Raw genomic sequence first — 22,051 nt, 5'->3', positions numbered from 1 at the left:
GCCATCGCGGCCTGCTTGCGCTACTTGGCCGCCAGGATGCCGGTGACCGCGTTCTGCCTGTGCAGCCAGTCCTCGCCATGCGCTCCGCCGCTGCCGGCCAGGCCGGCGCCGGCCGCGCCATAGCGCTGCAACTGCTCGGCCAGCGCCGCGACATGGCCCGCCAGGCTGGCCGCGGATGCCTGGCTTGCCGCCGTGTCGGACGGCGGCGTCAGCTGGCCGCTGTTGCCGGCGTTGTCGCCATTCGCCTGCTGGCTGTAGTTGCCGATCGCCTGCGTCAGCGCGCTGACCTGCGCCGCACGGCTGGCCAGGAACCAGACGTCGGCCATCTGGCTGACGGTGCCGTCGTCGCTGGTGTAGCCCGAACGCAGGCCGATCCAGTTGTTGTTGTCCAGCTCGCTTACCTTGGTGGCGCCCACGTTCAGGCTGGCGATGTGCAGCTCGGACAGCGACTTCAGCTCGCCGGCCTGGCTGACGCCGTCCGCATTGGCGTCGACCCACACGCGCAAGTCGCCGAACTGCGCATCCTTGCCGTCGACCACGCCGTCGTGGTTGCTGTCCATGTCGGCCAGCGCCGCGAAGCCGTCCTTGGCCTTGCCGCCGGCGCTGCTGCTGGTGGCGGTGCCGAACAGCTCGCCACCGTCGTTGATGGTGCCGTCGTGGTTGCGGTCGAACGCCAGCAAGCCGTCGCCGGAACCGACCCAGCCGGTGTTGATCTTCTCGCCGTCGGCGTAGAGGTCGAACTTGACGCCGGCCGAGATGCCCAGCGTGTGGATGCCGTCGCCGTTCAAGTCCAGGACCAGCGGACTGCCCAGCGGCAGTACCGCTTGCTGGTCGGCGGTCAGCGCCGCCACCTGCTCGGCGCTCAGCGCGCACACCTGCGTCGACGCCAGCGCGGCAACATCGGCGATGCTCATGGCGGCGATCTGTTCCACCGTCAGCGCCTTGATCAGCGTGGTCTTCAGCGAGCGCACCTGCGCCGTTGTCAGCGAGGCGATCTGGCCGGTGCTGAACTTGGCGATGCTGGCCGCCGTCAGGCCGTTGAGCTGCGCCGTCTTCAGCGCCACGATATCGTTGCCGTCCATGACCTGGATCTGGTCCGAGGTCAGCGCGTTCAGCGCCGCCAGCGACATCGCCGCCACCAGGGTCGGGTCCAGCGTCGAGATCTGGGCGGTGGTCAGGCCGGCGGCCTGGACCGCGCCCAGCGAGGCGATCTGGTTGGTGCGCATGCCGGTCACCATGTCGGCCGACATGGCACTGATCTGGTCGGACGTGAAGCCGCCGATCTGCGCGGTGGTGAAGGCCGCCAGCGTGCCGAGCGCAGCCAGCTGGTCGGTGCCCAGGCCGCGGATCTGCAATACCGCCAGCGACGACAGCGACTTGCTCGACAGTGCGGCGAACTGGTCGCCGGTCAGCGCGCCCAGTTGGTTGGTCTTCAGCGATTGCAGCTGGGCCGAGTTCAGTATCGATACCGAATCCACGCTCAGCGCCTTGATCTGGTCGGTGTTCAGCGCCGCCACGTTGAGGCCGCGCGCCTGCGTTGCCGTCAGTGAGCCGAGCTGGTCGGTGTTGAGCAGGGTCAGCTGCTTGAGCGTCAGGCCGGCGATCTGCGTCGAGCGCAGGCTGCCGAAGTGGTCGACGTCGATGCCGGCCAGCTGGTCCGAGGTCAGCGCCGCCATCTGGCCGGCCGTCAGCACGCCCAGCGTTTGCAGCGCGTTGATCTGGTCGGTCGACAGCGCCGACACTTCGCTCGCGCTCAGCGTGGCGATCTGCTGCGTCACCAGGCTGCCGATCTGCGCCAGGGTCAGGCTGGCGAACTGCGACTTGGTCAGCGCGTTCAGCTGAACGCTGCTGAGTCCTGCCACGTCGTCCAGCTCGATGGCGGCGATCTGGTCCGAGGTCAGGCCGCCCAGACCGGTCAGGCTGAGGCCGCGCAGCTGTGCGCCGGTCAGCGCGACGATCTGGTCGGTGCTGAGGTTCTGCACCTGCACCTTGCTCAGCGCGGCCATCTGCGCCGTCTTCAGCGTGCCCAGGTGGTCGACGTCGAGCATGCTGAGCTGGTAGGTCGACATCGCGGCGATCTGCGACGACTTCAGGTTGCCCAGCGTGCTCAGCGCGTTGAGTTGTTCGGTGGCCAGCGCGCGGATCTGCGCGTCCGTCAGCGAACCGAGCTCGGCGGTGGTCAGCGAGCCCATCTGGTCGATGCTCAGCAGCGAGATCTGCTGCGTGCTCAGCGAGGCGATCTGGTTGGTTTTCAGGCCGGACAAGTCTTCCACTTCCATCGCCGCCAACTGGTCGCTGTACAGGCCGCGCAGCGCGGAGGTGCTCAGCGCGCGCCATTGGTTGACCGTCAGCGCCTGGATCTGGTGGGTGTCGAAGGCGGCCATCTGGCGGCTGCTCAGCGACGCGATCTGGACCGTCGTCAGCGCGGCCAACTGGTCATCGGTCAGCGCGGCGATGCGGTCGGTGGTCAGCACCGACACCTGGGTGGTATTGAGCGAACCGAGCTTGCCCAGCAACAGGAACTGCGCCGGCGTCAGCGCGTTCAGCTGCGCCGAGCTCAGCGAGGCCACCTGCTGCGTGTTCAGCGCGCTCAACTGGTCGGTGGTCAGCGACACCAGCTGGTCGGTCGTCAGCGCGCGGATCTGGCTGGTGCGCAGGCCGGCGAAATCGCCCACCTCCATTGCGTCCAGCTGGTCCGTGCTGAGACCGGCGATGCTGCGCGTGCTCAGCGCGCGCACCTGGGTGTCGCTCAGGTTGACGATCTGGTCGGTGCTCAGCGCGCGGGTCTGGTTCAAGGTCAGCGCGCTGATGGCGCCGGTGTTGAAGCTGGCGATCTGGCCGGTGGTGATGGCGGCGATCTGGTCGGTGGTCAGCGCCACCACCTGGGTCGACTTCATGGCGGCGATATCGGCCGCCTCGAGCACGGCGATCTGGTCCGACGTCAACGCGGCCAAGGTGCGCGTGTTCAGCGCCAGGATCTCGCCGGTGGTCAGCGCGATGATCTGGTCGCTGGTCAGCGCCGTCACCTGGGTGTTGCTCAGCGCGGCGACCTGGCGCGTGCTCAGCGCGGCGATCTGGTCCGGCGTCAGCACCTGCAGCTGGTCGCTGCCCAGCACGCGCACCTGGTCCGTCGTCAGGCCGCGGATGTTGACGATGGCGGCCAATTGCGCCGGGGTCAACAAGGCGATCTGGCTGGCCTTCAGGCCGGCCACTTCCTGCGTCGTCAGCGCGGCCATCTGGTCGGTGGTCAGCGCCAGCAGCTGGTCGCTGCGCAGCGACTGCAGCTGCGCGGTCTTCAGCGAGGGAATGTCGTCCACTTCGATGGCGGCGATCTGGTCGCTGCTCAGGCCCTTGAGCGCGGTGGTGCTCAGCGCGCCCACCTGCGGGCCGCTCAGCGCGACGATCTGGTCGCTGTTCAGCACCGACAACTGGGTCGAGGTCAGGGCCGCGATCTGTTTCGTGCCCATGACGCCGAAGTCGGTCGCCGTCAGCGCCACGATGCGGTCGGTCGACATGCTGGCGATCTGCAAGGTCGTGTAGTCGGACAGGTTGCCCAGCGACGAAGCCTGGGCCGTGTTCAGCGCCAGCAACTGGTTCTGCGAGAAGGCGGCGATCGCCGCGCTGCTCAGCGCATGCAGCTGGTCGGTCAGCAGCGCCGCCATCTGATTGGTGGTCAGCGAGCGCAATTGCGCGGTGGTCATCGCGGCGAAATCGAGCGCCTCGATCGCATCGATCTGGTCGGTGTTCATGGCGGCCAGCAGGCTGGTGCTCAACGCGCGGATCTGCGAGGTCGACAGCGCGATGATCTGGTCGCTGTTGATGCCGGGCAGCTGGGCGCTGTTGAGCGCCTGCAGCTGGCGCGTGCTGAGCGAGGCGAAGCGCCCCGGCGACAGCGTGATCAGCTGACCGGTGTTCAGAGAAGAGATCTGCAGCGTGGTCAGCGCGGTCAGGTTGGCCAGCGCGGCGATCTGGTCGCTGGTCAGGTAGCTCAACTGCTTGGTGGTCAGCGCCGCGACCTCGCTGGAGATCAGCGTGCCGTACTGCGTCAGCGACAGCGCGCCCAGCTGGTCGCTGGTCAGCGCCATCAGCTGGCTGGTTTTCAGCGCGATCAGGTCGGGGCCGGTCAGCTCCAGGATCTGGTCGGTGGTCAGCGCGGCGATGACGGCGTTCGACAGCGCGCGGATTTGCGCCGTGGTCAGCGCCGGCACCTGGTCGCTGGTCAGGTACTGGATCTGCACGCTGCTGAAGGCGGCGATCTGCGCGGTCTTCATGGCGGCGATCTGGGCCGGTGTCAGCGCGATGATCTGGTCGCTGTTCAGGCCGCTGATCTGTTTGGTGCCCAGGCCGGCCAGGCTGCCCAGCGCGGCGATCTGGTCGGTGGTCATGACGCCCAATTGGCGGGTGGTCAGCGCGGCGATTTCCTGCGACGTGAAGGCGCCCAGTTGGGCCAGGGTCAGTGCCGCCACCTGGTCGGTGCGCAGCGCGGCGACCTGGGCGCTGCGCAAGACGGCGATGTCGACCAGCTCGATCGCGACGATCTGGTCGGTGGTCAGGCCGGCCAGCACATTGGTGGCCAGGCCTTTGATCTGCGCCGTTTCCAGCGCAATGATCTGGTCGCTGTTCAAACCCTGCGTCTGCACGCTGTTGAGCGCGCTGAGCTGGCTGGTTTTCAGCGTGGCGATCTGCGCCAGACCGAGGCTGGCGATCTGGGCGGTGGTCAGCGCCGTCACCTGGCGTGTGGTCAGCGGCGCCAGCGTGGCCAGGCTGTCGATCTGCGCCAGCGACAGCGCGGCGATCTGGCTGCTGGCCATGGCGGCCAGCGTCTTGGTGCTCAGGGCGGCGAACTGGTCGCTGGTGAGCGCGGCCAGCTGGTCGCTGGTGAGCGCGTTGATCTGGTTGGAACCGAGCGCGGCCACGTCCACCACTTCGATCGCGGCGATCTGGGAGGTCGACATGGCGGCCAGGGTGCTGGCGTTCAGGCTGCGCACCTGGGCCGTGCTCAGCGCGACGATCTGGTCGGTGGTCAGCGCGCCCACCTGGGCGCTGGTCATGCCGGCGATCTGGCTGGTTTTGAGCGTGGCGATCTTGGCCAGCGCCAGGCTGGCGATCTGGGCTGTGGTGAGCGCGGCGATCTGCTTGCTGGTCAGCGGTGCCAGCGTGCCGAAGCTGGCCACCTGGTCGGTCGACAGGCCGGCGATCTGGGCGGTGGTCAGGCTGGCGATGGCGAGCGTGCTCAGCGCGCCGAATTGGGTGCTGGTCAGCTCGCCCAGCTGGTCGGTGGTCAGGCCGACGATCTGGCGCGTGCTCAGCGCCTGCAGGTCGACCACTTCGATCACCGGCACCTGGTCCGAGGTCAGCGCGCCCAGCTGCGCGGTGCTCAGCGCGCGGATCTGCACGCTGGTCAGCGCGATCACTTCATCGGTGGTCAGCGCGGCGATCTGGTCGGTCGTCATCGAGGCGATCTGGGCGCTGGTGAGGCCGGCCAGGATGGCCAGCGGCAGCGAGGCGATCTGGGCCGTGGTGAGCGCGGCGATCGACGCCGTGGTGAAGCTGGCGAGCGAGCTCAGCGCGGCGAGCTGCGTGGTGGTCAGCGCGGCTTTCTGGTCGGTGGTCAGCGCGGCGATTTCCTGCGTGGTCAGGCTGCTGATCTGGCCCGTCGTCAGCGCGGCGACCTGGTCGGTGGTCAAAGCCTTGACCTGGCCGGTCTTCAGCGCGGCCACCTCGGCGTTGGTCAGCGCGGCGATCTGCGCGGTCGCCAGCGAGGCGATCACGGCGGTCGAGATGGCGTTCAGCTGGGCCACGGTCAGCGTGGGGATCTGGTCGGTGGTGAGCGCGTTGGCCTGAAGCGAATTGAGCGCGGCGATCTGGCTCGACTTGAGTGAGCGCAGATCCAGCGTGTTCATGGTGGCGATCTGCTCGGTGGTGAGCGCGGCGAGCTGCTTGCTGCTCAATGCGGTCAGCGCGGTCAGCGCGTCGATCTGGTCGCTGTTCAGCGCGGCGATCTGACGCGTGGTCAGCGCCGCCACCTCGGCCGAGGTCAGCGCGGCCAGCTGGGCCGGGCTAAAGCCCAGCAGTTGATCCGTGCTCAGCACGGCGATCTGGCGCGTGCTCAGGCCGGCGACGTCGCCCACGGTCAGCGCGGCGATCTGGTCGGTGTTGAGCGCGGACAGCGCGTCCGTGTTCAGGGCGCGCACCTGGGCCGGGCTCAGCGCGACGATCTGGCCGAGGGTGATGGCGGCGGCCTGGGCGGCGCTCAGCGCGGCGATCTGGCTGGTCTGCAGCGCGGCGAAGTCGTCGGTCGAGAGCTGCTGGATCTGGTCCGTCGTCAACGCGCCGATCTGGCGCGAGTTGAGCGGATTGAGCGAGCTGAGTGCGTCGATCTGGTCGCTGTTGAGCACGGCGATCTGGTCGCTGTTGAGCGAACGGATTTCGGCCGTGGTAAAGGCGGCCAGCTGCGCCGGGGTCAGCGCCGACACTTGCGCGGTGCTCAGACTGGCGATCTGCGAGGTGCGCAGGAAGCGGATATCGCGCGTCTCGATCGCGGCGATGGCGTCGGTGCTCAATGTGGCCAGCGCGGAGGTGCTCAGCGCGCTGATCTGCGCGCTGTTGAGGCCGATGATCTGGTCGGTGGTCAGCGCCAGCAGCTGGTTGCTGGTCAGCGCGGCAAACTGGCGCGTGCTCAGGCTGCTCATGTCGCCCGTGCTCAGCGTGCTGATCTGGTAGGTGCTCAGCGCGCGGATCTGCTGCGTGGTCAGCGCGGTCAGGCTGCGCAGCGCGTCGATCTGCTCCGAGCTCATCGCGGCGATCTGGTCGCTGGTCAGCGCCGCGGTCTCGGCCGAGGTCAGCGCCGCCACCTGGTCGGAGGACAGCACGACGACCTGGCTGGTGGTCAGCTTGCCGATCTGCCTGGTGCTCAGCGCGGCGATGTCGGCCGTCTCGATCCAGGTGATCTGGTCGGTGGTCAGCGCCGCCAGCGCGGTGGTGTTGATGCCGCGGAACTGGGCGCCGGTCAGCGCGATGATCTGGTCGCTGGTCAGCGACTGGATTTGCGCGGCGTTGAGCACGCCCAGCTGGCTGCTGGCCAGCGAGGCCAGGTTGTGCGTGGACAGCGAGGACAGCTGCGCGGTGGTGAACGAGCCGATCTGCCGGCTGGCCATGCCGGCCAGGGTCGACAGTGAATTGAGCTGGTCGGTGGTCAGCGCGCCGATCTGGTCGGTGGTGAGCGCGCCGATGGCGCTGCTGGTGAGCGCGTTGAACTGGTCGCTGGTCAGCGCGGCCAACTGGTCGGTGCCCAGCCGCGCCACCTGCACCGAGCGCAGCGCGGCGATGTCGCGGGTTTCGATTTGCTGGATCTGGTCGGTGGTCAGCAGGTTCAGCGTGGCGCTGTTCAGGCTGGCAAACTGCGTGGCCGACAGCGCGATGATCTGGTCGCTATTGAGCGCCTGCAGCTGGTCCTGGCGCAGCGCCGCCAGCTGGGTGCTGCTCAGCGCGGCGATGTCCTTGGTTTCCAGGTTGGTGATCTGGTCGCTGGTCAGGCCCTGCAGCTGGCCGGTGGTCAGCGGCGCCAGCGACTTCAGGCCGGCGATCTGGTCAGAGCTCAGCACCGACAGCTGGTCGCTGGTCAGCGCGGCCTCGGCGGCGGTGCTCATGGCCGCCATCTCGTCGGTGGTCAGCGCGATCAGCTGGTCGCTGCTCAGCGTGCGGATCTGGCGCGTGGTTAGCGCGGCAAAGTCGCGCGTTTCCATGTTGAGCAGCTGCTCGGTGGTCAGCGCGGCGATGACGTCGGTTGTCAGCGTGGCGACCTGGGCGGTGCTCAGGCCGACGATCTGGTCGGTGGTCAGCGCCGCCACCTGGCCGGCCTGCAGCGCCGCCAGCTGGGAGCTGGTCAGCTGGGCCACGGTGGCGGTGCGCAGCGCCGCCAGCTGGTCGGTGGTCAGCGCGGCGATCTGGGCCGAGGTCAGCGCCGCCAGCGACGGCAGCGCCAGGATCTGGTCGGTGCTCAGCACCGGGATCTGGTCGGTGGTCAGCGCGGCGACCTCATTGCTGCGCAGCGTGCGGATCTGGTCCGAGTTCAGTCCGCCGAGCTGGATCGCGCTGAGCGCGGCGATCTGGGTGCTGCTCATCCAGACTAGGTCGCGGGTCTCCAGCGCGCCGATCTGGTCGCTGCTGAGGCCGGCCAGCGCGGTGGTCGACAGTCCGCTGACTTGCAGCGAAGTGAGCCCGGCGATCTGGTCGGTGGTGATGGCCGCCAACTGGTCCGGCGTCAGCGCGTTGACCTGGTTGGTGGTCAGCTGCGCCAGCGACGCCGTCGGCAGCAGCGCGATCTGGTCGGTGGCGATGGCGGCCAGCGCGCCGGTGCTGAGCGCGCGGATTTGCGCCGTGCTCAGGCCGGCCAGCTGGTCGCTGGTCAGGCTGGCCACCTGGTCGGAGCCGAGCAGGGCCACCTGCGCCGACAGCAGCGCGCGCACGTCGTTCGTTTCCAGCGCCTGGACCTGGTCGGAATTGAGCCCGTTGAGCTGGACGCTGGTCAGCACCTGCATTTCGCGCGTGGTCAGCGCGATCAGCTGGTCGGTATTGAGCGCGGCGATGATGGCCGTGTTGAGCGCGCCCACCTGCTGCAAGGTCAGCAGCGGCACGTTGTCGGTGGTCAGGCCGGGCAGGGCGTCGGTGTTGAGGAAGTCCAGCTGCGCGGTGGTCAGCGCGCGCACCTGGCTGCTGCTCATCACGCCCAGCTGGTCGGAATTGAGCGCTTGCATATCTTCGGTCGTGAACAGGCCGATCTGTGCAGTCGACAGGCTGACGATCTGGTCTGTAGTGAAATCTATAACGATCGAAGTCATTGCTGTGTTCTCCCGGGAGCTCCCATGATACCTTTAAACTTGCTTCATGGAAACCAAAAATCACTGGATGGCTATTGAATTTCGCTATGGTCGCAGGCCCGGAGGTCGAACCGGCAAGTTTGCCGGTTTAAGCTGCTCGGGGCGTTGCGACCACGTTCTGGGCATCAGCCGCACGCGTTCCATGCCATCTAAAAACAGGTTTTGCACGGGCGTCACCAGGTACGGGAGCGTCATGGCGATGACCAGCAAACCTACACCCAAAGTAATCGGAAACCCGATACCAAACAAATTCAGCTGCGGCGCGGCGCGCGTCAGGATCCCGAGCGCCACGTTGGTAATCAATAAAGCGGCCACGATGGGCAGCGACAGCTGCACACCGGTGCTGAAAATCCTGCCGCCCCAGTCGGCCAGCAGCTTGAAGCCGCCGCCGTACACCGGCGCGGCCGACACCGGCAGCGTCGAAAAACTCTCCACCAGCGCCGACAGCAGCACCAGGTGGGCGTTGACGGCCAAAAACGCCATGGTCGCCACCAGCGACAGGAACTGGCTGATCGCCGACGAACGGCCCTGGGTGGTGGGATCGAAAAACGTCGCGAACCCCAGGCCCATGGTCAAACTGGAGATTTCGCCCGCCATCTCCACCGCGGCAAAAATGATGCGGATGCTAAACCCCATCGCCAGCCCGATCAGCATTTCCTGCACCAGGATCAGCAGCCCGGCCAGCGACATCGGATCGGCGGCCGGCAGCGCGGGCACGGCCGGCGCGACGATCATCGCCAGCAGCACGCCCAGGCTGATCTTGACGGTGGCCGGCACGGCGGAATTGCCCAGCAGCGGCGACGCGGCGATCAGTCCCATGATCCGCGTCAGCGGCCACAGAAGTCCGGCGATCCACAGGTTGATATCGGCAGTGGAGAACGAAATCATGAGGCGGTTTTACCTATTTATTTCCACCGGGCACCAACAACCCAATTCTAAACGAACTTCTTATTTAATCGGAAACTGTTACACATTGGCAAAATGTTCAGGCTGCGACTCAGCCGACCAGGCCGGGGATGCCGCCGAACACTTCGCGCATGTAGTCGAGCATGACCGACAGCATCCACGGCCCGGCGATCACCAGTGCCACGAAAATGCCGACCAGCTTGGGGATGAAGGACAAGGTCGCCTCATTGATCTGGGTTGCGGCTTGAAAGATACTGACCACCAGACCGATGATCAGCGCCACCAGCAGCATGGGCGCGGCGATCATCAGCGTTATTTCCATGGCATGCCGGCCCATCGTCATCACGCTTTCGGGTGTCATCGCCGTCTCCTAGTAAAAACTCTGCGCCAGCGAACCGAGCAGTAATTGCCAGCCGTCCACCAGCACGAACAGCATCAGCTTGAACGGCAGCGAGATCACGGCCGGCGACATCATCATCATCCCCATCGACATAAGTACAGAGGCGACCACCATGTCGATAATCAGAAATGGAATGAAGATGGCGAAGCCGATCTGGAACGCGGTTTTCAGTTCGCTGGTGACAAAAGCCGGCACCAGGATGCGCAGCGGTACGTCTTCCGGCCCTTGCAGCGCAGGGCTGCGCGACAATTTCACGAACAAGGCCAGGTCGGCCTGCCGGGTTTGCTTCATCATGAAAGTTTTTAATGGCGCCGCGCCCTTGTCCATGGCGACGCTCATGTTGATCTTGTTTTCCTGCAAGGGCAGGTAGGCCTCGGTGTAGATCTTGTCGAAGGTCGGCCCCATGACGAACAGGGTCAGGAACAGCGCCAGGCCGACCATCACCTGGTTCGGCGGCGCCGATTGCGTGCCCAGCGCCTGGCGCAGCAGCGACAGCACGATGATGATGCGGGTGAAGGCCGTCATCAGCAGCAGCGCCGCCGGGATGAAGGTCAGCGCCGTCATCAGCAGCATGGTCTGGATCGGCAGCGTGTAATTGGTGCCGCCGCCGGACGCCGGCGTGGCGGTGAAGGCCGGGATGCCGATGCTGGACTGGGCGGCCGCCGCCAGCGGCAGTCCCAGCGCGGCCAGCATCAGCAGGGATTTGAGGACCTGCTTATTTGCCATCGCGCTTGTCTATCGTTTGTTTGAGCCAGGCGGCGAAGTTGGCCGTCGGCAGCGGGGTGTTGACGGCCGCTTCGGTGCTTTCCTGGCGCGGCATGGTGGCCAGCGCGTTCATGCGGCCCGGCGAGGCGCCGACCACGATCCATTGCTCGCCCACCTCGACCACCAGGATGCGCTCGCGCGCGCCGACGCTCAGCGCGCCGACCAGCTTGACGTTGCTGTTGCCGCCGCCGAAGTTTTTCGGGCCGAAGCGCTTCAGCGCCCAGGCCGCGCCGACCAGCAGGGCCAGCACGAACATCAGCGCGAAGATGGTTTGCAGCACGCCGCCGGTGCTGGTGGCGGTCGGCTGCGGGGTGGGGATGGTCATCGCCAGCGGGCCGGCCGGGGCGGCGGCCTGGGCCGGTGCCGGCGGGGGCGCGACGGCTGGGGCGGATGCGGCCGGCGGTTCGACCGCCGCGGCGGCAGCCGGAGCCGCGGCCGGGGCGCCGGCCGCCGGCGTGCCGGCGGTGGCGCCGCTTGCATGCGCTGCGCCGCCGATGGTGCCGGACACGCTGCGCTGGGCCATTGCGGGCGCGGCGGCCAAGGCCGCCGCGAGGACTAGGGTAAGGAATGGGCCGTGCTTCATTTATTCAGTTTTCGGATACGTTCGGACGGCGTGATGATGTCGGTCAGGCGGATACCGAACTTGTCGTTCACCACCACCACCTCGCCCTGGGCGATCAGGCAGCCGTTGACCAGCACGTCCATCGGCTCGCCGGCCAGGCCGTCCAGTTCCACCACCGAGCCCTGCGCCAGTTGCAGCAGGTTCTTGATGGCGATCTTGGTGCGGCCCAGTTCCACCGTCAGCTGGACCGGGATGTCGAGGATGAAGTCGATATCGTTGTGCGTCTCGGTCCGGCTCGGCGTGCTGGAAAAGTCCTTGAACACGGCCGCGCTGGCCGCCTGGGCCTGCTGCTTCTCGAGCGCCTCGGCCTCGGCCTGCGCCTGCTCGGCAATCGCCGCGCCCCATGGGTCGTCGTCGATGCTATCGTCTTGATTATCCGACATGCTTCTCTCCTGTATTGCGGTCACCGGCGGCGGTTGCGCCGGCGTTATTTGATGTTATCGGCATTGGCGAGCAATTTCTCCACCTTCAGCGCGTATTGTCCGTTCATTACCCCGTAACTGCAATCCATCACCGGCACGCCGTCGACGGTGGCCGAGATCATTTCCGGGATCGTCAGCGGGATGATGTCGCCCACGCGCATGTTGAGGATCTCGTCGAAATTGACCTTGGCCGTGCCCAGCGAGGCGACGATTTCCACCTCGGCGATCTGGATCTGCTGCGTCATCAGGCGGATCCAGCGCTTGTCCACTTCCAGCGCCTCGCCCTGCAGGCTCGAGGTCAGCGAATCGCGGATCGGCTCGATCATCGAGTACGGCATGCAGAAGTGGATCTGGCCGGACACCGAGCCCAGCTCCACCGTGAAGGTCGACGCCACCACCACCTCGTTCGGCGTGGCGATGTTGGCGAACTGCGTATTCATTTCCGAGCGGATGTATTCGAACTCGACCGGGTAGACCGGCTCCCACGACTTGGTGTAGGCCTCGAACACGATGTCCAGGATGCGCAGGATGATGCGCTGCTCGGTCTGGGTAAAGTCGCGGCCCTCGACGCGGGTGTGGAAACGGCCATCGCCGCCGAACAGGTTGTCCACCAGCAGGAACACCAGGCCTGGATCGAACACCATCAGCGCGGTGCCGCGCAGCGGCTTCATATGCACCAGGTTCAGATTGGTCGGCACCACCAGGTTGCGGATGAACTCGGAGTACTTGGACACCCGCACCGAGCCGACCGACACCTCGGCGCTGCGGCGCAGGAAGTTGAACAGGCCGACGCGCAGCAAACGGGCGAAGCGCTCGTTGATAATCTCCAGCGTCGGCATGCGCCCGCGGACGATACGTTCCTGGGTGGCCAGGTTGTAGGTCCGGACTCCCGCGACGTCTTCCTGCGCCTGGACGTCGTCCTGGTCGCCGTTGACGCCCTTCAGCAGGGCATCGACTTCTTCCTGGGAGAGAAAATTATCAGCCATGATGTTCTAGCCTGATTACTGAATGATGAACGAAGTGAACAGCACATCTTCGATGTCCTGCGGCGCGCCGCGGTCCTCGAAGGGTTCTTTCAGCTGGGCGATGATTTCCTTGGCCAGCTGGACCTTGCCTTCCGGCGTATTGATGTCCGAGGCGTGCTTGCCCGACAACAGCAGCAACATGCGGCTGCGCACCTTGGCCATGTTGTTTTTGACATTTTCCTTCTCTTCCAGGCCGCCCACTTCCAGCGTGAACGCCAGTTGCAGGTACTGGTCGGTGCCGCTCTCGCCCGGCTGCAGGTTGACGGTGAACGGCTCGACCGGCACGTATTCCGGCGGTCCGGCCTTCTTGGCGCTCGCCTTGTGCTTGCCCTTGGCCGGCACGTCTTCCTCGGTGTCGCTTTTACCATGCAGGAAGAACCAGGCCGCGCCGCCGCCGACCACGCCCAGCAACAGGACCGCAGCCACGATGATGATGATCAGTTTTTTGCTGCCGCCGCCTGCGGGGGCCTCAACTTTCTGATCGGCTTTCATTTTTGGGTTCGCTTTCAAGATAGCCCTTGCATGGTGCGGAAGTGGATCATGCCGCCATTATGTCATTATCGGTTGGGCCTGTGGGGTCAGGCGAAGGTATCGACCGCGCCGGCCGGCACGCGGCGCGCCGGCGCGGCGCTGCGCGGGGCCTCGGCCACGGCCGCATCGCGGCCAGAGCCGCCGCTGCCCGTACGGTTGCCGCCGCCGTTGCCGCCGCCCTGGGCCGAATTGGCCTGCTGGCTAAAACCGTTGTTCTGGTCCGACATGCCGGCCGAAACGGTGGCGCTGCCCAGCTGGATGCCGGCGTCGCTCATCATTTCCCGCAGTTTCGGCAATGCCGCCTCCAGCGCCTGGCGCACTTCCGGCGTTGCCGAGGTGAAGGCGGCGGTGGCCTGGTCCTTGTTCACGCTCAGCACCACCTGCAGCGGGCCGAGGTCTGGCGGATTCAGTTCCATCGTCGCGCTTTGCTCGCCGCCGGCGGCCATGAAGACGATCTTCTGGCCCAGCTGCTGGTCCCAGGCCTGGGTGCCGACGCGGCTGCCGAGCTTGTCGGCAGGGGCGGCGACGGCGGCTTTCGCCATGTCCAGCGCGGACTGCGCGGCCGGCGCGATGGTGATGGCCGGCGCGGCTTCCTTCAGCGGCGCCGCTTCGGCGTGGACGTCGATCTTGGCGGTGGCGGCCAGCTGGGCCGGATCGGCCTGCTGCTGGCGGGTCTGCGACACTTGCTGAGCCTGCTCGCCGGCCGGCGCGGCCTTGGTGACGATGCGGTTGATCGCGTCGGCGCCGGTTTTCGGCGCGGCCGCGGTGTCGGCAACGGCGACGGTGTCGCCGGCCTTGTCGTCCGCCGGGGCGGCGACAGGCTTGGCATCGGCGGTGATTTCCTTGCCGGCGGTGGCCAGCGCCGCGGCCGGCGTGGCGGCGGAGGTGGTTGCCGCGGCGTTCGCGCTGGCGGCAGCGGCGGCTTTGGCGGCCGCGGCCGCTGCCGCGGTGGCGGTTTGTGCGGCCGAGCCGGCTTTGGCCAGCGCGGCCTTGAAGTCGGTGGCGTCGGCCTGGGCGGCCTGCAGCGCGTCGGCATCCTGCGCGGTGACTGCCGGCGCAAGCGATCCGGACGCGGCGGCGGCTGCCGCCGCATCCGGATCGCTTGCGCCGGCGGCATCGCTGGCTGCGGCGCTGCCGGCGGCGGCCAGCGCTGCCGCCGTTGCTGCTGTCTCGGCTGCTTCCGCAGCCAGGGCGGCGGAGCTGGCGGCGCCGGCGGTGGCCGAGGTTGTCGCGGTGGCGGCTGCGTCGGCGGTCACGGTGGCGGCCGGTGCGGCGGGCTGGTTGAATGCGGCCACCAGGGCCAGCATGTCCGCTACCGGATCGGCTTGCGCCGCGTCCTGGGCGTCGCTGGTGGCGGTGTCGCTGTCGCTGTCGGCCTTGGCGTCAGCGGTGGCGGTCTTGGCTGGGGCCGGAGCGGCGGCGGTGGCCGGTGCTTCGCTGCGGGCGCCCGGCTGGACGTCGTTGTTGTCGGGCGCGTCGGCCTGCTTGTTCTGCGGTGCGGCCGGTTTGGCCGGCGCGGCCTGCTTGGGCGCCGACGAGCGCGAGGCGGCCGGATGTTCCGGCGCCCTGGACGGGGCGTTGCTTGCGGCATTGGCCTGGCGCTGATCCATCTCGCGCGACAGCGCCTGCTTGAACGCATTGTCCGCGCCGCCGGCATTCAGATTCAGGTTGACCTTGGGCGCGGCGACCGCGTTGGCGTTCAGCGTCGGAATTTGGAGGTTAGGGGTTTGCATGTTCGCGCCGTGTCGGTTAGTCGATCTGTCATAAATCAGCGTTTGTAATACGCCTGCCGTGCTGCGTGTTCGTCCATCTGCTTCTGGTCGCGCTTGTTTTCCACCTTCAGCGCTTCCGCCGCCGCCCTGTCGTTCAGGGTGGAGTAGGACATGCGCTTGCGCTCGGCGGCCTGCCAGGAGGCTTTTTCCTGGTCGCCGCGGTATTCCGCGTGCCGTATCATTTCCAGCTGGCCCTTGACCGCCACGTCCAGCTTTTCCATGAAAGCCTGGAAATTGCGGTAAGCCATCGGCGTAATCCCGGCCGCCTGCGCCGCTTCGAAGCGTTTCGCGTACTCGTCGCGGTAGCCGACCAGCATCTGGTGCTTCTGTTTGGCATCGTCCACGGCCTTGAGCGCGGCGCCCAGCCGCTTGGCGGCGTCGTCGGTTTCCCGGCGCGCCAGGTCCATCAGTGTTTCAAGTTGCGCTTTGGAAGCCATGATGAATCAATTATAGGTGGCTGTTGCCGGCGTCAATCAGTCGAACAGAGAGGTAAGTTGGCCCAAGCTCTCGCCCATGGTCACCTGTTCGGAGATTTGTTGCTGGAGAAAGTTTTCTATGCGGTCATGCAATTGGATCGCCTGGTCCAGCACCGGATCGCTGCCCGGCGCATAGGCGCCGACGCTGATCAGGTCGCGGCTGCGCTCGTAGCGCGAGAACAATTGTTTCAGGTAGCGCGCCTTGGTCTGGTGCTCGGGCGAGGTGATCGAATGCATGGCCCGGCTGATCGATTGTTCGATGTCGATGGCGGGGTAGTGGCCGGCTTCCGCCAGGCGACGGTTGAGCACGATGTGGCCGTCGAGAATCGCGCGCGCCGAGTCGGCGATAGGATCCTGCTGGTCGTCGCCCTCGGTCAGCACGGTGTAGAAGGCGGTGATCGAGCCGCCGCCCATCTCGCCGTTGCCGGCGCGTTCGACCAGGATAGGCAGCTTGGCGAACACCGACGGCGGATAGCCCTTGGTGGCCGGCGGCTCGCCGATGGCCAGCGCGATCTCGCGCTGGGCCATGGCGTAGCGGGTCAGCGAATCCATGATCAGCAGCACGTTCTGGCCCTTGTCGCGGAAGTGCTCGGCGATCGCCGTGGCGTAGGCCGCGCCCTGCAGGCGCATCAGCGGCGGCGTGTCGGCCGGTGCCGCCACGACGACGGAACGGGCCAGGCCTTCCTCGCCGAGGATCTGCTCGATGAATTCCTTGACCTCGCGGCCCCGTTCGCCGATCAGGCCGACCACGATGACGTCGGCCTCGGTGTAGCGCGCCATCATGCCCAGCAGCACCGACTTGCCGACGCCGGAGCCGGCGAACAGGCCCATGCGCTGGCCGCGGCCGACGGTCAGCATGGCGTTGATCGAGCGCACGCCGACGTCCAGCGTTTCGGTGATCGGCGCGCGGCCCAGCGGATTGGCGGGGCGGGTGTTGATCGGCGCGCTGTCGCTGGCATTCAGCGGGCCCAGGTTGTCCAGCGGGCGGCCGGCGCCGTCGAGCACGCGGCCCAGCAGTTCCGCGCCGACCGGCAGGTGGCGCGCGCGGTCGCTGGGGCGGCGGCGCGGATGGTTGACGGTGCCGGGGCGGGGGATCGCCGGCTCGACCGGGAACACGCGGGTGCCCGGCACCACGCCCTCGACGTCGCTTTGCGGCATCAGGAACAGCTTGTCGCCCTCGAAGCCGACCACTTCGGCCTCGATCTTGCCGCCGGACGGCAGCGGCACGGTGCAGGCGGCGCCGACGGCCAGGCGCAGGCCGACCGCCTCCATCACCAGCCCGGCCACGCGCGTGACGCGGCCCGACACCTGCATCGGCTCGACAAAGCCGACCAGCGCGGTGCAGTCGTTCAGATAGGATTTCCAGCGGCCCGCGTGCAGGGCGGTGGTGGGGGCGGGAGCAGGAGCGACGGCGTCCATGTCAGGCCAGCCAGTCCACTTCTTTGCCCAGCGCGTGGCTCAGGCGCTGCCAGCGGCCGGCGGCGGTGGCGTCGATCTGGTTGCTGGCGGTATCGACCTTGCAGCCGCCGCGGCCCACGTGCGGATCCTCGACCACGCGCCAGCCGCCCTTGTCCAGCTCCTCGCCGATGCCGGCGCGCACCACGGCGGCGTCGTCCGGGTGCAGCACCAGCAGCGCCGGCTGCTGCAGCACCGGCAGGTATTCGATGGCGTCGCGCACGATGGGCAGGATCAGCTCGGGCTTGACCTGCAGCGCGTTCTTCAGCATGCCCTTGGCCAGCTGCAGCGCCAGTTCCAGCACGTCGTTGGCGATCAGCTGGTCGGCGTCGTGCAGCGCGTTGTTGAAGTTGGCGGCGATGGCGCGCACGTGCTCGAGCTCCTCGGCCGAGGCGATCTTGCCGGCCGCCATGGCGTCGGCGTGGCCGGCCGCATGGCCCTCGTCGTAGCCGTCCTTGCGCGCTTCCTCGCGGATCGCTTCCAGTTCCTCGACGGTGGGGTAGTCCAGCGGCGGCGGCAGCGGCGGGCCCATCTCGACCAGTTCCTGCTGCTCCTGTATCACTTCCAGCACGCGCTGCTCGGCGGCGAGGCGCGCGTTTTCCGCGTCGATCTCGCGCTGCTCGGCTTCGCGCAGGGCGAGCACGCTGGGACGCTCGTCGCCAAACGAGGTCATCTCCCAGCGCTGGAACGCCGACTGCTGTTCTTTCGGTAGCATGGACATTAGACGAACGAATCCTCACCTTTGCCGCCAAGCACGATCTGACCTTCGTCGGCCAAGCGGCGCACGATCTGCAGAATCTGCTTCTGCTGGGTTTCCACTTCGGACAGGCGCACCGGTCCTTTCGATTCCAGGTCTTCGCGCATCATTTCCGATGCACGGGCCGACATGTTCTTGAAGATCTTGTCGCGCAATTCCTGCGACGCGCCCTTCAGGGCGATGATCAGCATTTCCGACTGCACTTCGCGCAGCAGCAGCTGGATGCCGCGGTCGTCGATGTCGATCAGGTTGTCGAACACGAACATCTCGTCCATGATCTTCTGCGCCATGTCGTTGTCGTAGTTCTTGATGTTGTCCATCACCGAACCTTCTTGCTCGCCGCTCATGAAGTTGAGGATCTCGGCGGCCGCGCGGACGCCGCCCAGCGACGATTTCTTGATGTTTTCATTGCCAGACAGCAGCTTGGTCAGCACGTCGTTCAGTTCGCGCAGCGCGGCCGGCTGCACGCCGTCCAGGGTGGCGATGCGCAGCACCACGTCGTTGCGCAGGCGGTCGGTGAAGTGGCCGAGGATTTCGCAGGCCTGGTCGCGCTCCAGGTGGACCAGGATGGTGGCGATGATCTGCGGGTGTTCGTTGCGGATCAGCTCGGCCACGGATTGCGAATCCATCCACTTCAGCGATTCGATGCCGGAGGCGTCCTTGCCGCCCAGGATACGCGACAGCAGCACCGAGGCCTTGTCGTCGCCCAGCGCCTTGGTCAGCACCTGGCGGATGTACTCGTCCGAATCGAGGCCGACGGTGGAGGCGGCCGCCACCATGTCGCGGAAGTTGTCCAGGGTGCCGACCACTTCCTCGTGGGGCACGTTCTTCATGGTCGCCATCGCCGCGCCCAGCTTGAGCACCTCGCGCGGGCCGAGGAATTTCATCACCTCGGCGGCCTCGCTCTCGCCCATGGCCAGCATCAGGATCGCGGCTTTTTGCAGTCCGGTATTCTCAGTCATTTGCGCCTATCCATTCTTTAATGACGTTGGCAACGATGCGTGGATCCTCGGTTGCCAGTTTCTTGGCCATGGCCAGGTTTTCGCGGTAGCCGCGCGCGGTGTTTTCTTCCATCTTGCGCAGCTCTTCCTCGGCGATGAGGGCCTCGTCCGGACCTTCCTCGACGACTTCCTCCGGCTCTTCCGGTTCCGGCTCCGGCGCGTTGATCTCGTCGATCTTCTTGAACACCGGACGCATCATCGGACGCACGATGCGCAGCACGATGTACAGCAGGATCAGCGCGGTGATCAGGAACTTCGCCAGGTCCTTGGCCATCGGCAGGTTGGCCGGGTCGCGCCACCAGTCCAGCGGCGCCTCGTAGGGCTTGTCGACGCCGTCGAACGGCGAGTTGGCCACGCTGACGGCGTCGCCGCGGTCCTGGTTGTAGCCCATGGCCTGCTTGACCAGGTCGTTGATCTTGACCATCTCTTCAGGAGTATAGGCCTTAATGGTGACCTTGCCATCCTTGCCGACGATGCGCTTGTAGTTGACCACCACAGCCACGGTCAGGCGGCGCAGGCCGCCCATGCCGCGCTGCTCGTAGCGCACGGTCTTGTCGACTTCGTAATTGGTGGTCGACTCCTTGTGCGTCGGACCGGCGGCGGTGGTGTTGCCGGCGGCGCCCGGCGGCGTGCCGGGGGCGGGCGCGGTGCCGGTCGGGGAGCCGGCGGTCTGGGTCAGCGGCGCGGTGGCGGTGCCGGGCGGCTGGTTCGACAGCGCGCCGGGGATGCCGCCCGGATTGTTGCTGCCGTTGTTGCCGTTGGTTTCGCTGCTTTGCTGGCTGCGGATGGCCGACGCGGCCGGCGGCGAGTTCGGCTTGTAGGTTTCGGCGGCCTGCTCGATCTGGGCGAAATCGACGTCGGCGGTGGCCTCGGCGCGCACATTGCCTTCGCCGACGATGGGGATGATGATCGATTCGACCTGCTTGATGACCTGCAGCTGCATGTCCTTGACATACTTGAGCTGGGTCTCGTCCATGTTCTTGGCGTTCAGGCCGGCGTTGCCGTTCTTGTTCTGGTCGGAGATCAGGTTGCCGGCCTGGTCGACCACGGTGACGTTGGCCGGCAGCAGTTCCGGCACGCTGGAGGCGACCAGGTGCACGATGGCGGCGGTCTGGGCCGGGTCGAGCATGCGGTTGGGATGCAAGGTCAGCAGCACGGAGGCGGTCGGCTTCTGCTGGTCGCGCACGAACACGGACGGCTTCGGCAGCGCCAGGTGGACGCGGGCGTTCTCGACGGCGGCGAGCGACTGGATCGAGCGCGCCAGTTCGCCTTCCAGCGCGCGCTGGTAGTTGACCTGTTCGAGGAACTGGGACACGCCCAGCTTCTGGTTTTCCATCAGTTCGAAGCCGACGTTGCCGCCCTTCGGCAAGCCTTGCGCGGCCAGTTTCAAACGGATGTCATGGACCTGGTCGGTCGGCACCAGGATGGCCGTGCCGTTGTCGGAGAACTTGTGCTTGACGTTGAGCTTGTCCAGCTCGGCCGTGATGGCGCCGCCGTCGCGGTCGGTGAAATTGGAGAACAGCACGCCGTACTCGGGCGGCTTGTTCCACAGCCACAATCCCAGCAGGATGGCGACCACGGCCGCCGCGCCGGCCGCGCGCAGGAAGTTGCGGCCCATCGGCGTCTGGATAAAGGGCAGCTTTTCCGCACCGTCATCTTCGGCGGCGTCGGCTGCTGTGTCGTTGTCGATTTGTTCGGCTACGGCCATGATGGTTGGTTTCCGGGTACGAGGTTAGCTGGAGAATGAGCCATTATTGCCTGTTGCGGGGCGATTCAATGCGCGGAACAGAGCGCCGTTTACCGTCCTGCTCGGTCATGTGGCCTTGCTTTCCGCTTGGTATTCTGGCAGCACTGATAGAGCCGTGCCGTATTGTAACGCCGCGCTCAGCCATGTCGTGGAATTTGTTCCATGACGGCAACAAGACGGGAGTAAGCGATGAAGACAGGTGGTATAGACGGCAGCCAGATCCAGGCCATGATCGCCCAGCTGAAGGCGCACGCCACGCGTCCGGGACTGACGCCGCCGGTGATCAAGACCGAGCCGGCGCCGGCCGCCAAGGTCGAGTTTTCCGATGCGTTGAAGAATGCGCTGGACGGCGTCAACGCCAGCCAGGTGCAGGCCGACGACATGGGCAAGAAGTTCGCGATGGGGGACGACAGCGTCAGCCTGTCGGACACGATGATCGCGATGCAGAAGGCCAGCATCAACTTCCAGGCCACGATCCAGGTGCGCAACAAGCTGGTGTCGGCCTACCACGACATCATGAATATGCAGGTTTAGCTGAGGCCGGCGATGCGGGCGTTGCGTTCGCGTTCGAGCTTGGTGATGTAGCGCTGCACGCTGGCCAGGTTGCCGCGCGAGATATTGACGAACTCGCAACCCAGGCGGCGGTTGCTCTTGTTGTTCAGCAGCGTCAGGTCCAGCGAGTTGCGGATCTGCAGCGCGGTCGCCACCTGGCCGATTTCCGGCAGGTCGATGCGGCAGTCCAGGTAATTCTTGCCGATCGCGTCACCCAGGATCAGCTTGTTGTCGAGGATGGCGATGCCGCCGCAGCTGATGTCGGCCAGCGGGAAGGTGGTGGGGCCGCCCAGGTCCTCCGGCAACGGGATCACCACCCGCACCGGATTGGTCACCGGCGTGGCGATGCGGTAGTACTCGCGCCGCTGCAGCCGGATCAGCGTGGCCGGCACGGCGATCTTGAACGCCGGATTGCCTTCATAGGTGGTCGACTCGATATGCTCGGTGGCGAACAGGATGCGCACCTTGTCCAGCGTGGTCTCGAACGACAGGCGGCGCGACGCCAGGATGCGCTTGTTCTGCTCGGTGTCGATCGAGCAATCCAGGTAGACCGTGTTGTGCGCTTCGTCGACGTCGAGGATGGAGGTGACGCAGACGTCCGATTCGCCCTTGATCAGCATGCGGATCAACTGGTTTTTTTCGCCGATACCCCGCAGCAAGGAGAGGATCTCCTTCCGTGATTCGACTTCGAAATCGTGCCAGTTTTCCAATTCCGCATCCTGAAAGTGTGGGTACATCTAA

General features: G+C 66.4%; 16 protein-coding genes. 1 reads left to right on the top strand and 15 read right to left on the bottom strand.

Going from position 1 to position 22,051, the window contains the following annotated elements; translation table 11 throughout:
* Nucleotides 1-20 precede the first annotated feature (20 nt).
* The 14 genes from ACSQ3S_RS26875 to fliF form a co-directional block, all read right to left on the bottom strand.
* A complete protein-coding gene (locus tag ACSQ3S_RS26875; RefSeq protein WP_436144300.1) occupies nt 21-8,840 on the bottom strand; it encodes a beta strand repeat-containing protein in 8,820 nt (2,939 codons plus the stop codon).
* Nucleotides 8,841-8,924: 84 nt separating this feature from the next.
* Nucleotides 8,925-9,767: a flagellar biosynthetic protein FliR gene (gene fliR / locus ACSQ3S_RS26870; protein WP_436144299.1), complete on the bottom strand. Its 843-nt coding sequence runs from the start codon at nt 9,765-9,767 to the stop codon at nt 8,925-8,927.
* Nucleotides 9,768-9,876: 109 nt separating this feature from the next.
* Entirely contained in the window at nt 9,877-10,146 is a 270-nt protein-coding gene (gene fliQ / locus ACSQ3S_RS26865; RefSeq protein ID WP_176654189.1) for a flagellar biosynthesis protein FliQ, read from the bottom strand.
* Nucleotides 10,147-10,155: 9 nt separating this feature from the next.
* On the bottom strand, nt 10,156-10,911 hold the full coding sequence (fliP, locus tag ACSQ3S_RS26860; protein ID WP_176654190.1) for a flagellar type III secretion system pore protein FliP: 756 nt from the start codon (nt 10,909-10,911) through the stop codon (nt 10,156-10,158).
* Nucleotides 10,901-11,533: a flagellar biosynthetic protein FliO gene (fliO, locus tag ACSQ3S_RS26855; RefSeq protein ID WP_436144298.1), complete on the bottom strand. Its 633-nt coding sequence runs from the start codon at nt 11,531-11,533 to the stop codon at nt 10,901-10,903. The genes fliP and fliO overlap by 11 nt, the downstream gene beginning before the upstream one ends.
* Entirely contained in the window at nt 11,530-11,955 is a 426-nt protein-coding gene (gene fliN, locus ACSQ3S_RS26850) for a flagellar motor switch protein FliN (protein ID WP_176654192.1), read from the bottom strand. Before fliN ends, fliO begins: the two co-directional genes overlap by 4 nt.
* Before the next feature lie 44 nt (nt 11,956-11,999).
* Nucleotides 12,000-12,980 (bottom strand): flagellar motor switch protein FliM, encoded by a 981-nt coding sequence (gene fliM, locus ACSQ3S_RS26845; protein WP_176654193.1) that lies wholly within the window; start codon nt 12,978-12,980, stop codon nt 12,000-12,002.
* Between the two features lie 15 nt (nt 12,981-12,995).
* Nucleotides 12,996-13,511: a flagellar basal body-associated protein FliL gene (gene fliL / locus ACSQ3S_RS26840; protein WP_176654194.1), complete on the bottom strand. Its 516-nt coding sequence runs from the start codon at nt 13,509-13,511 to the stop codon at nt 12,996-12,998.
* Between the two features lie 86 nt (nt 13,512-13,597).
* Entirely contained in the window at nt 13,598-15,283 is a 1,686-nt protein-coding gene (locus ACSQ3S_RS26835) for a flagellar hook-length control protein FliK (protein ID WP_436144297.1), read from the bottom strand.
* Nucleotides 15,284-15,318: 35 nt separating this feature from the next.
* Nucleotides 15,319-15,759: a flagellar export protein FliJ gene (gene fliJ, locus ACSQ3S_RS26830; protein ID WP_176654196.1), complete on the bottom strand. Its 441-nt coding sequence runs from the start codon at nt 15,757-15,759 to the stop codon at nt 15,319-15,321.
* A gap of 36 nt (nt 15,760-15,795) precedes the next feature.
* On the bottom strand, nt 15,796-17,217 hold the full coding sequence (fliI, locus tag ACSQ3S_RS26825) for a flagellar protein export ATPase FliI (RefSeq protein WP_176654197.1): 1,422 nt from the start codon (nt 17,215-17,217) through the stop codon (nt 15,796-15,798).
* Nucleotide 17,218: 1 nt separating this feature from the next.
* Entirely contained in the window at nt 17,219-17,974 is a 756-nt protein-coding gene (locus tag ACSQ3S_RS26820) for a flagellar assembly protein FliH (RefSeq protein ID WP_176654198.1), read from the bottom strand.
* Nucleotides 17,974-18,972, bottom strand: coding sequence for a flagellar motor switch protein FliG (fliG, locus tag ACSQ3S_RS26815; RefSeq protein WP_008451337.1), 999 nt, complete (start codon nt 18,970-18,972; stop codon nt 17,974-17,976). The genes ACSQ3S_RS26820 and fliG overlap by 1 nt, the downstream gene beginning before the upstream one ends.
* Nucleotides 18,965-20,719: a flagellar basal-body MS-ring/collar protein FliF gene (fliF, locus tag ACSQ3S_RS26810; protein WP_176654199.1), complete on the bottom strand. Its 1,755-nt coding sequence runs from the start codon at nt 20,717-20,719 to the stop codon at nt 18,965-18,967. Before fliF ends, fliG begins: the two co-directional genes overlap by 8 nt.
* A 228-nt stretch (nt 20,720-20,947) precedes the next feature.
* On the opposite strand from fliF, the gene fliE reads away from it, so the two are divergent.
* Complete coding sequence (gene fliE / locus ACSQ3S_RS26805) at nt 20,948-21,292, top strand: flagellar hook-basal body complex protein FliE (protein ID WP_176654200.1); 345 nt, start codon at nt 20,948-20,950, stop codon at nt 21,290-21,292.
* Here fliE and ACSQ3S_RS26800 read toward each other — a convergent pair.
* Nucleotides 21,289-22,047 carry a flagellar brake protein gene (locus tag ACSQ3S_RS26800; protein WP_413449661.1) on the bottom strand — a complete coding sequence of 253 codons (759 nt, stop codon included), beginning with the start codon at nt 22,045-22,047 and terminating at the stop codon, nt 21,289-21,291. The two genes, fliE and ACSQ3S_RS26800, sit on opposite strands and share 4 nt — an antisense overlap.
* Nucleotides 22,048-22,051 lie beyond the last annotated feature (4 nt).

This window comes from Duganella sp. LjRoot269 (assembly GCF_964254095.1).
In the GTDB taxonomy this organism is placed as follows: domain Bacteria; phylum Pseudomonadota; class Gammaproteobacteria; order Burkholderiales; family Burkholderiaceae_D; genus Rugamonas; species Rugamonas hordei.
The sequence above is the reverse complement of the archived record's forward strand: the minus strand, read 5'-3'. Positions and strand labels throughout refer to the sequence as shown.

What these genes read in the sequence shown, in the direction of transcription:
- ACSQ3S_RS26820 (WP_176654198.1), bottom strand. Translation starts at nt 17,974, where the DNA reads ATGTCCATGCTACCGAAAGAACAGCAGTCGGCGTTCCAGCGCTGGGAG.
- fliR (WP_436144299.1), bottom strand. Translation starts at nt 9,767, where the DNA reads ATGATTTCGTTCTCCACTGCCGATATCAACCTGTGGATCGCCGGACTT.
- fliP (WP_176654190.1), bottom strand. Translation starts at nt 10,911, where the DNA reads ATGGCAAATAAGCAGGTCCTCAAATCCCTGCTGATGCTGGCCGCGCTG.
- fliI (WP_176654197.1), bottom strand. Translation starts at nt 17,217, where the DNA reads ATGGACGCCGTCGCTCCTGCTCCCGCCCCCACCACCGCCCTGCACGCG.
- fliM (WP_176654193.1), bottom strand. Translation starts at nt 12,980, where the DNA reads ATGGCTGATAATTTTCTCTCCCAGGAAGAAGTCGATGCCCTGCTGAAG.
- fliO (WP_436144298.1), bottom strand. Translation starts at nt 11,533, where the DNA reads ATGAAGCACGGCCCATTCCTTACCCTAGTCCTCGCGGCGGCCTTGGCC.
- ACSQ3S_RS26800 (WP_413449661.1), bottom strand. Translation starts at nt 22,047, where the DNA reads ATGTACCCACACTTTCAGGATGCGGAATTGGAAAACTGGCACGATTTC.
- fliE (WP_176654200.1), top strand. Translation starts at nt 20,948, where the DNA reads ATGAAGACAGGTGGTATAGACGGCAGCCAGATCCAGGCCATGATCGCC.
- ACSQ3S_RS26835 (WP_436144297.1), bottom strand. Translation starts at nt 15,283, where the DNA reads ATGCAAACCCCTAACCTCCAAATTCCGACGCTGAACGCCAACGCGGTC.
- fliN (WP_176654192.1), bottom strand. Translation starts at nt 11,955, where the DNA reads ATGTCGGATAATCAAGACGATAGCATCGACGACGACCCATGGGGCGCG.
- fliG (WP_008451337.1), bottom strand. Translation starts at nt 18,972, where the DNA reads ATGACTGAGAATACCGGACTGCAAAAAGCCGCGATCCTGATGCTGGCC.
- fliL (WP_176654194.1), bottom strand. Translation starts at nt 13,511, where the DNA reads ATGAAAGCCGATCAGAAAGTTGAGGCCCCCGCAGGCGGCGGCAGCAAA.
- fliQ (WP_176654189.1), bottom strand. Translation starts at nt 10,146, where the DNA reads ATGACACCCGAAAGCGTGATGACGATGGGCCGGCATGCCATGGAAATA.
- fliF (WP_176654199.1), bottom strand. Translation starts at nt 20,719, where the DNA reads ATGGCCGTAGCCGAACAAATCGACAACGACACAGCAGCCGACGCCGCC.
- fliJ (WP_176654196.1), bottom strand. Translation starts at nt 15,759, where the DNA reads ATGGCTTCCAAAGCGCAACTTGAAACACTGATGGACCTGGCGCGCCGG.
- ACSQ3S_RS26875 (WP_436144300.1), bottom strand. Translation starts at nt 8,840, where the DNA reads ATGACTTCGATCGTTATAGATTTCACTACAGACCAGATCGTCAGCCTG.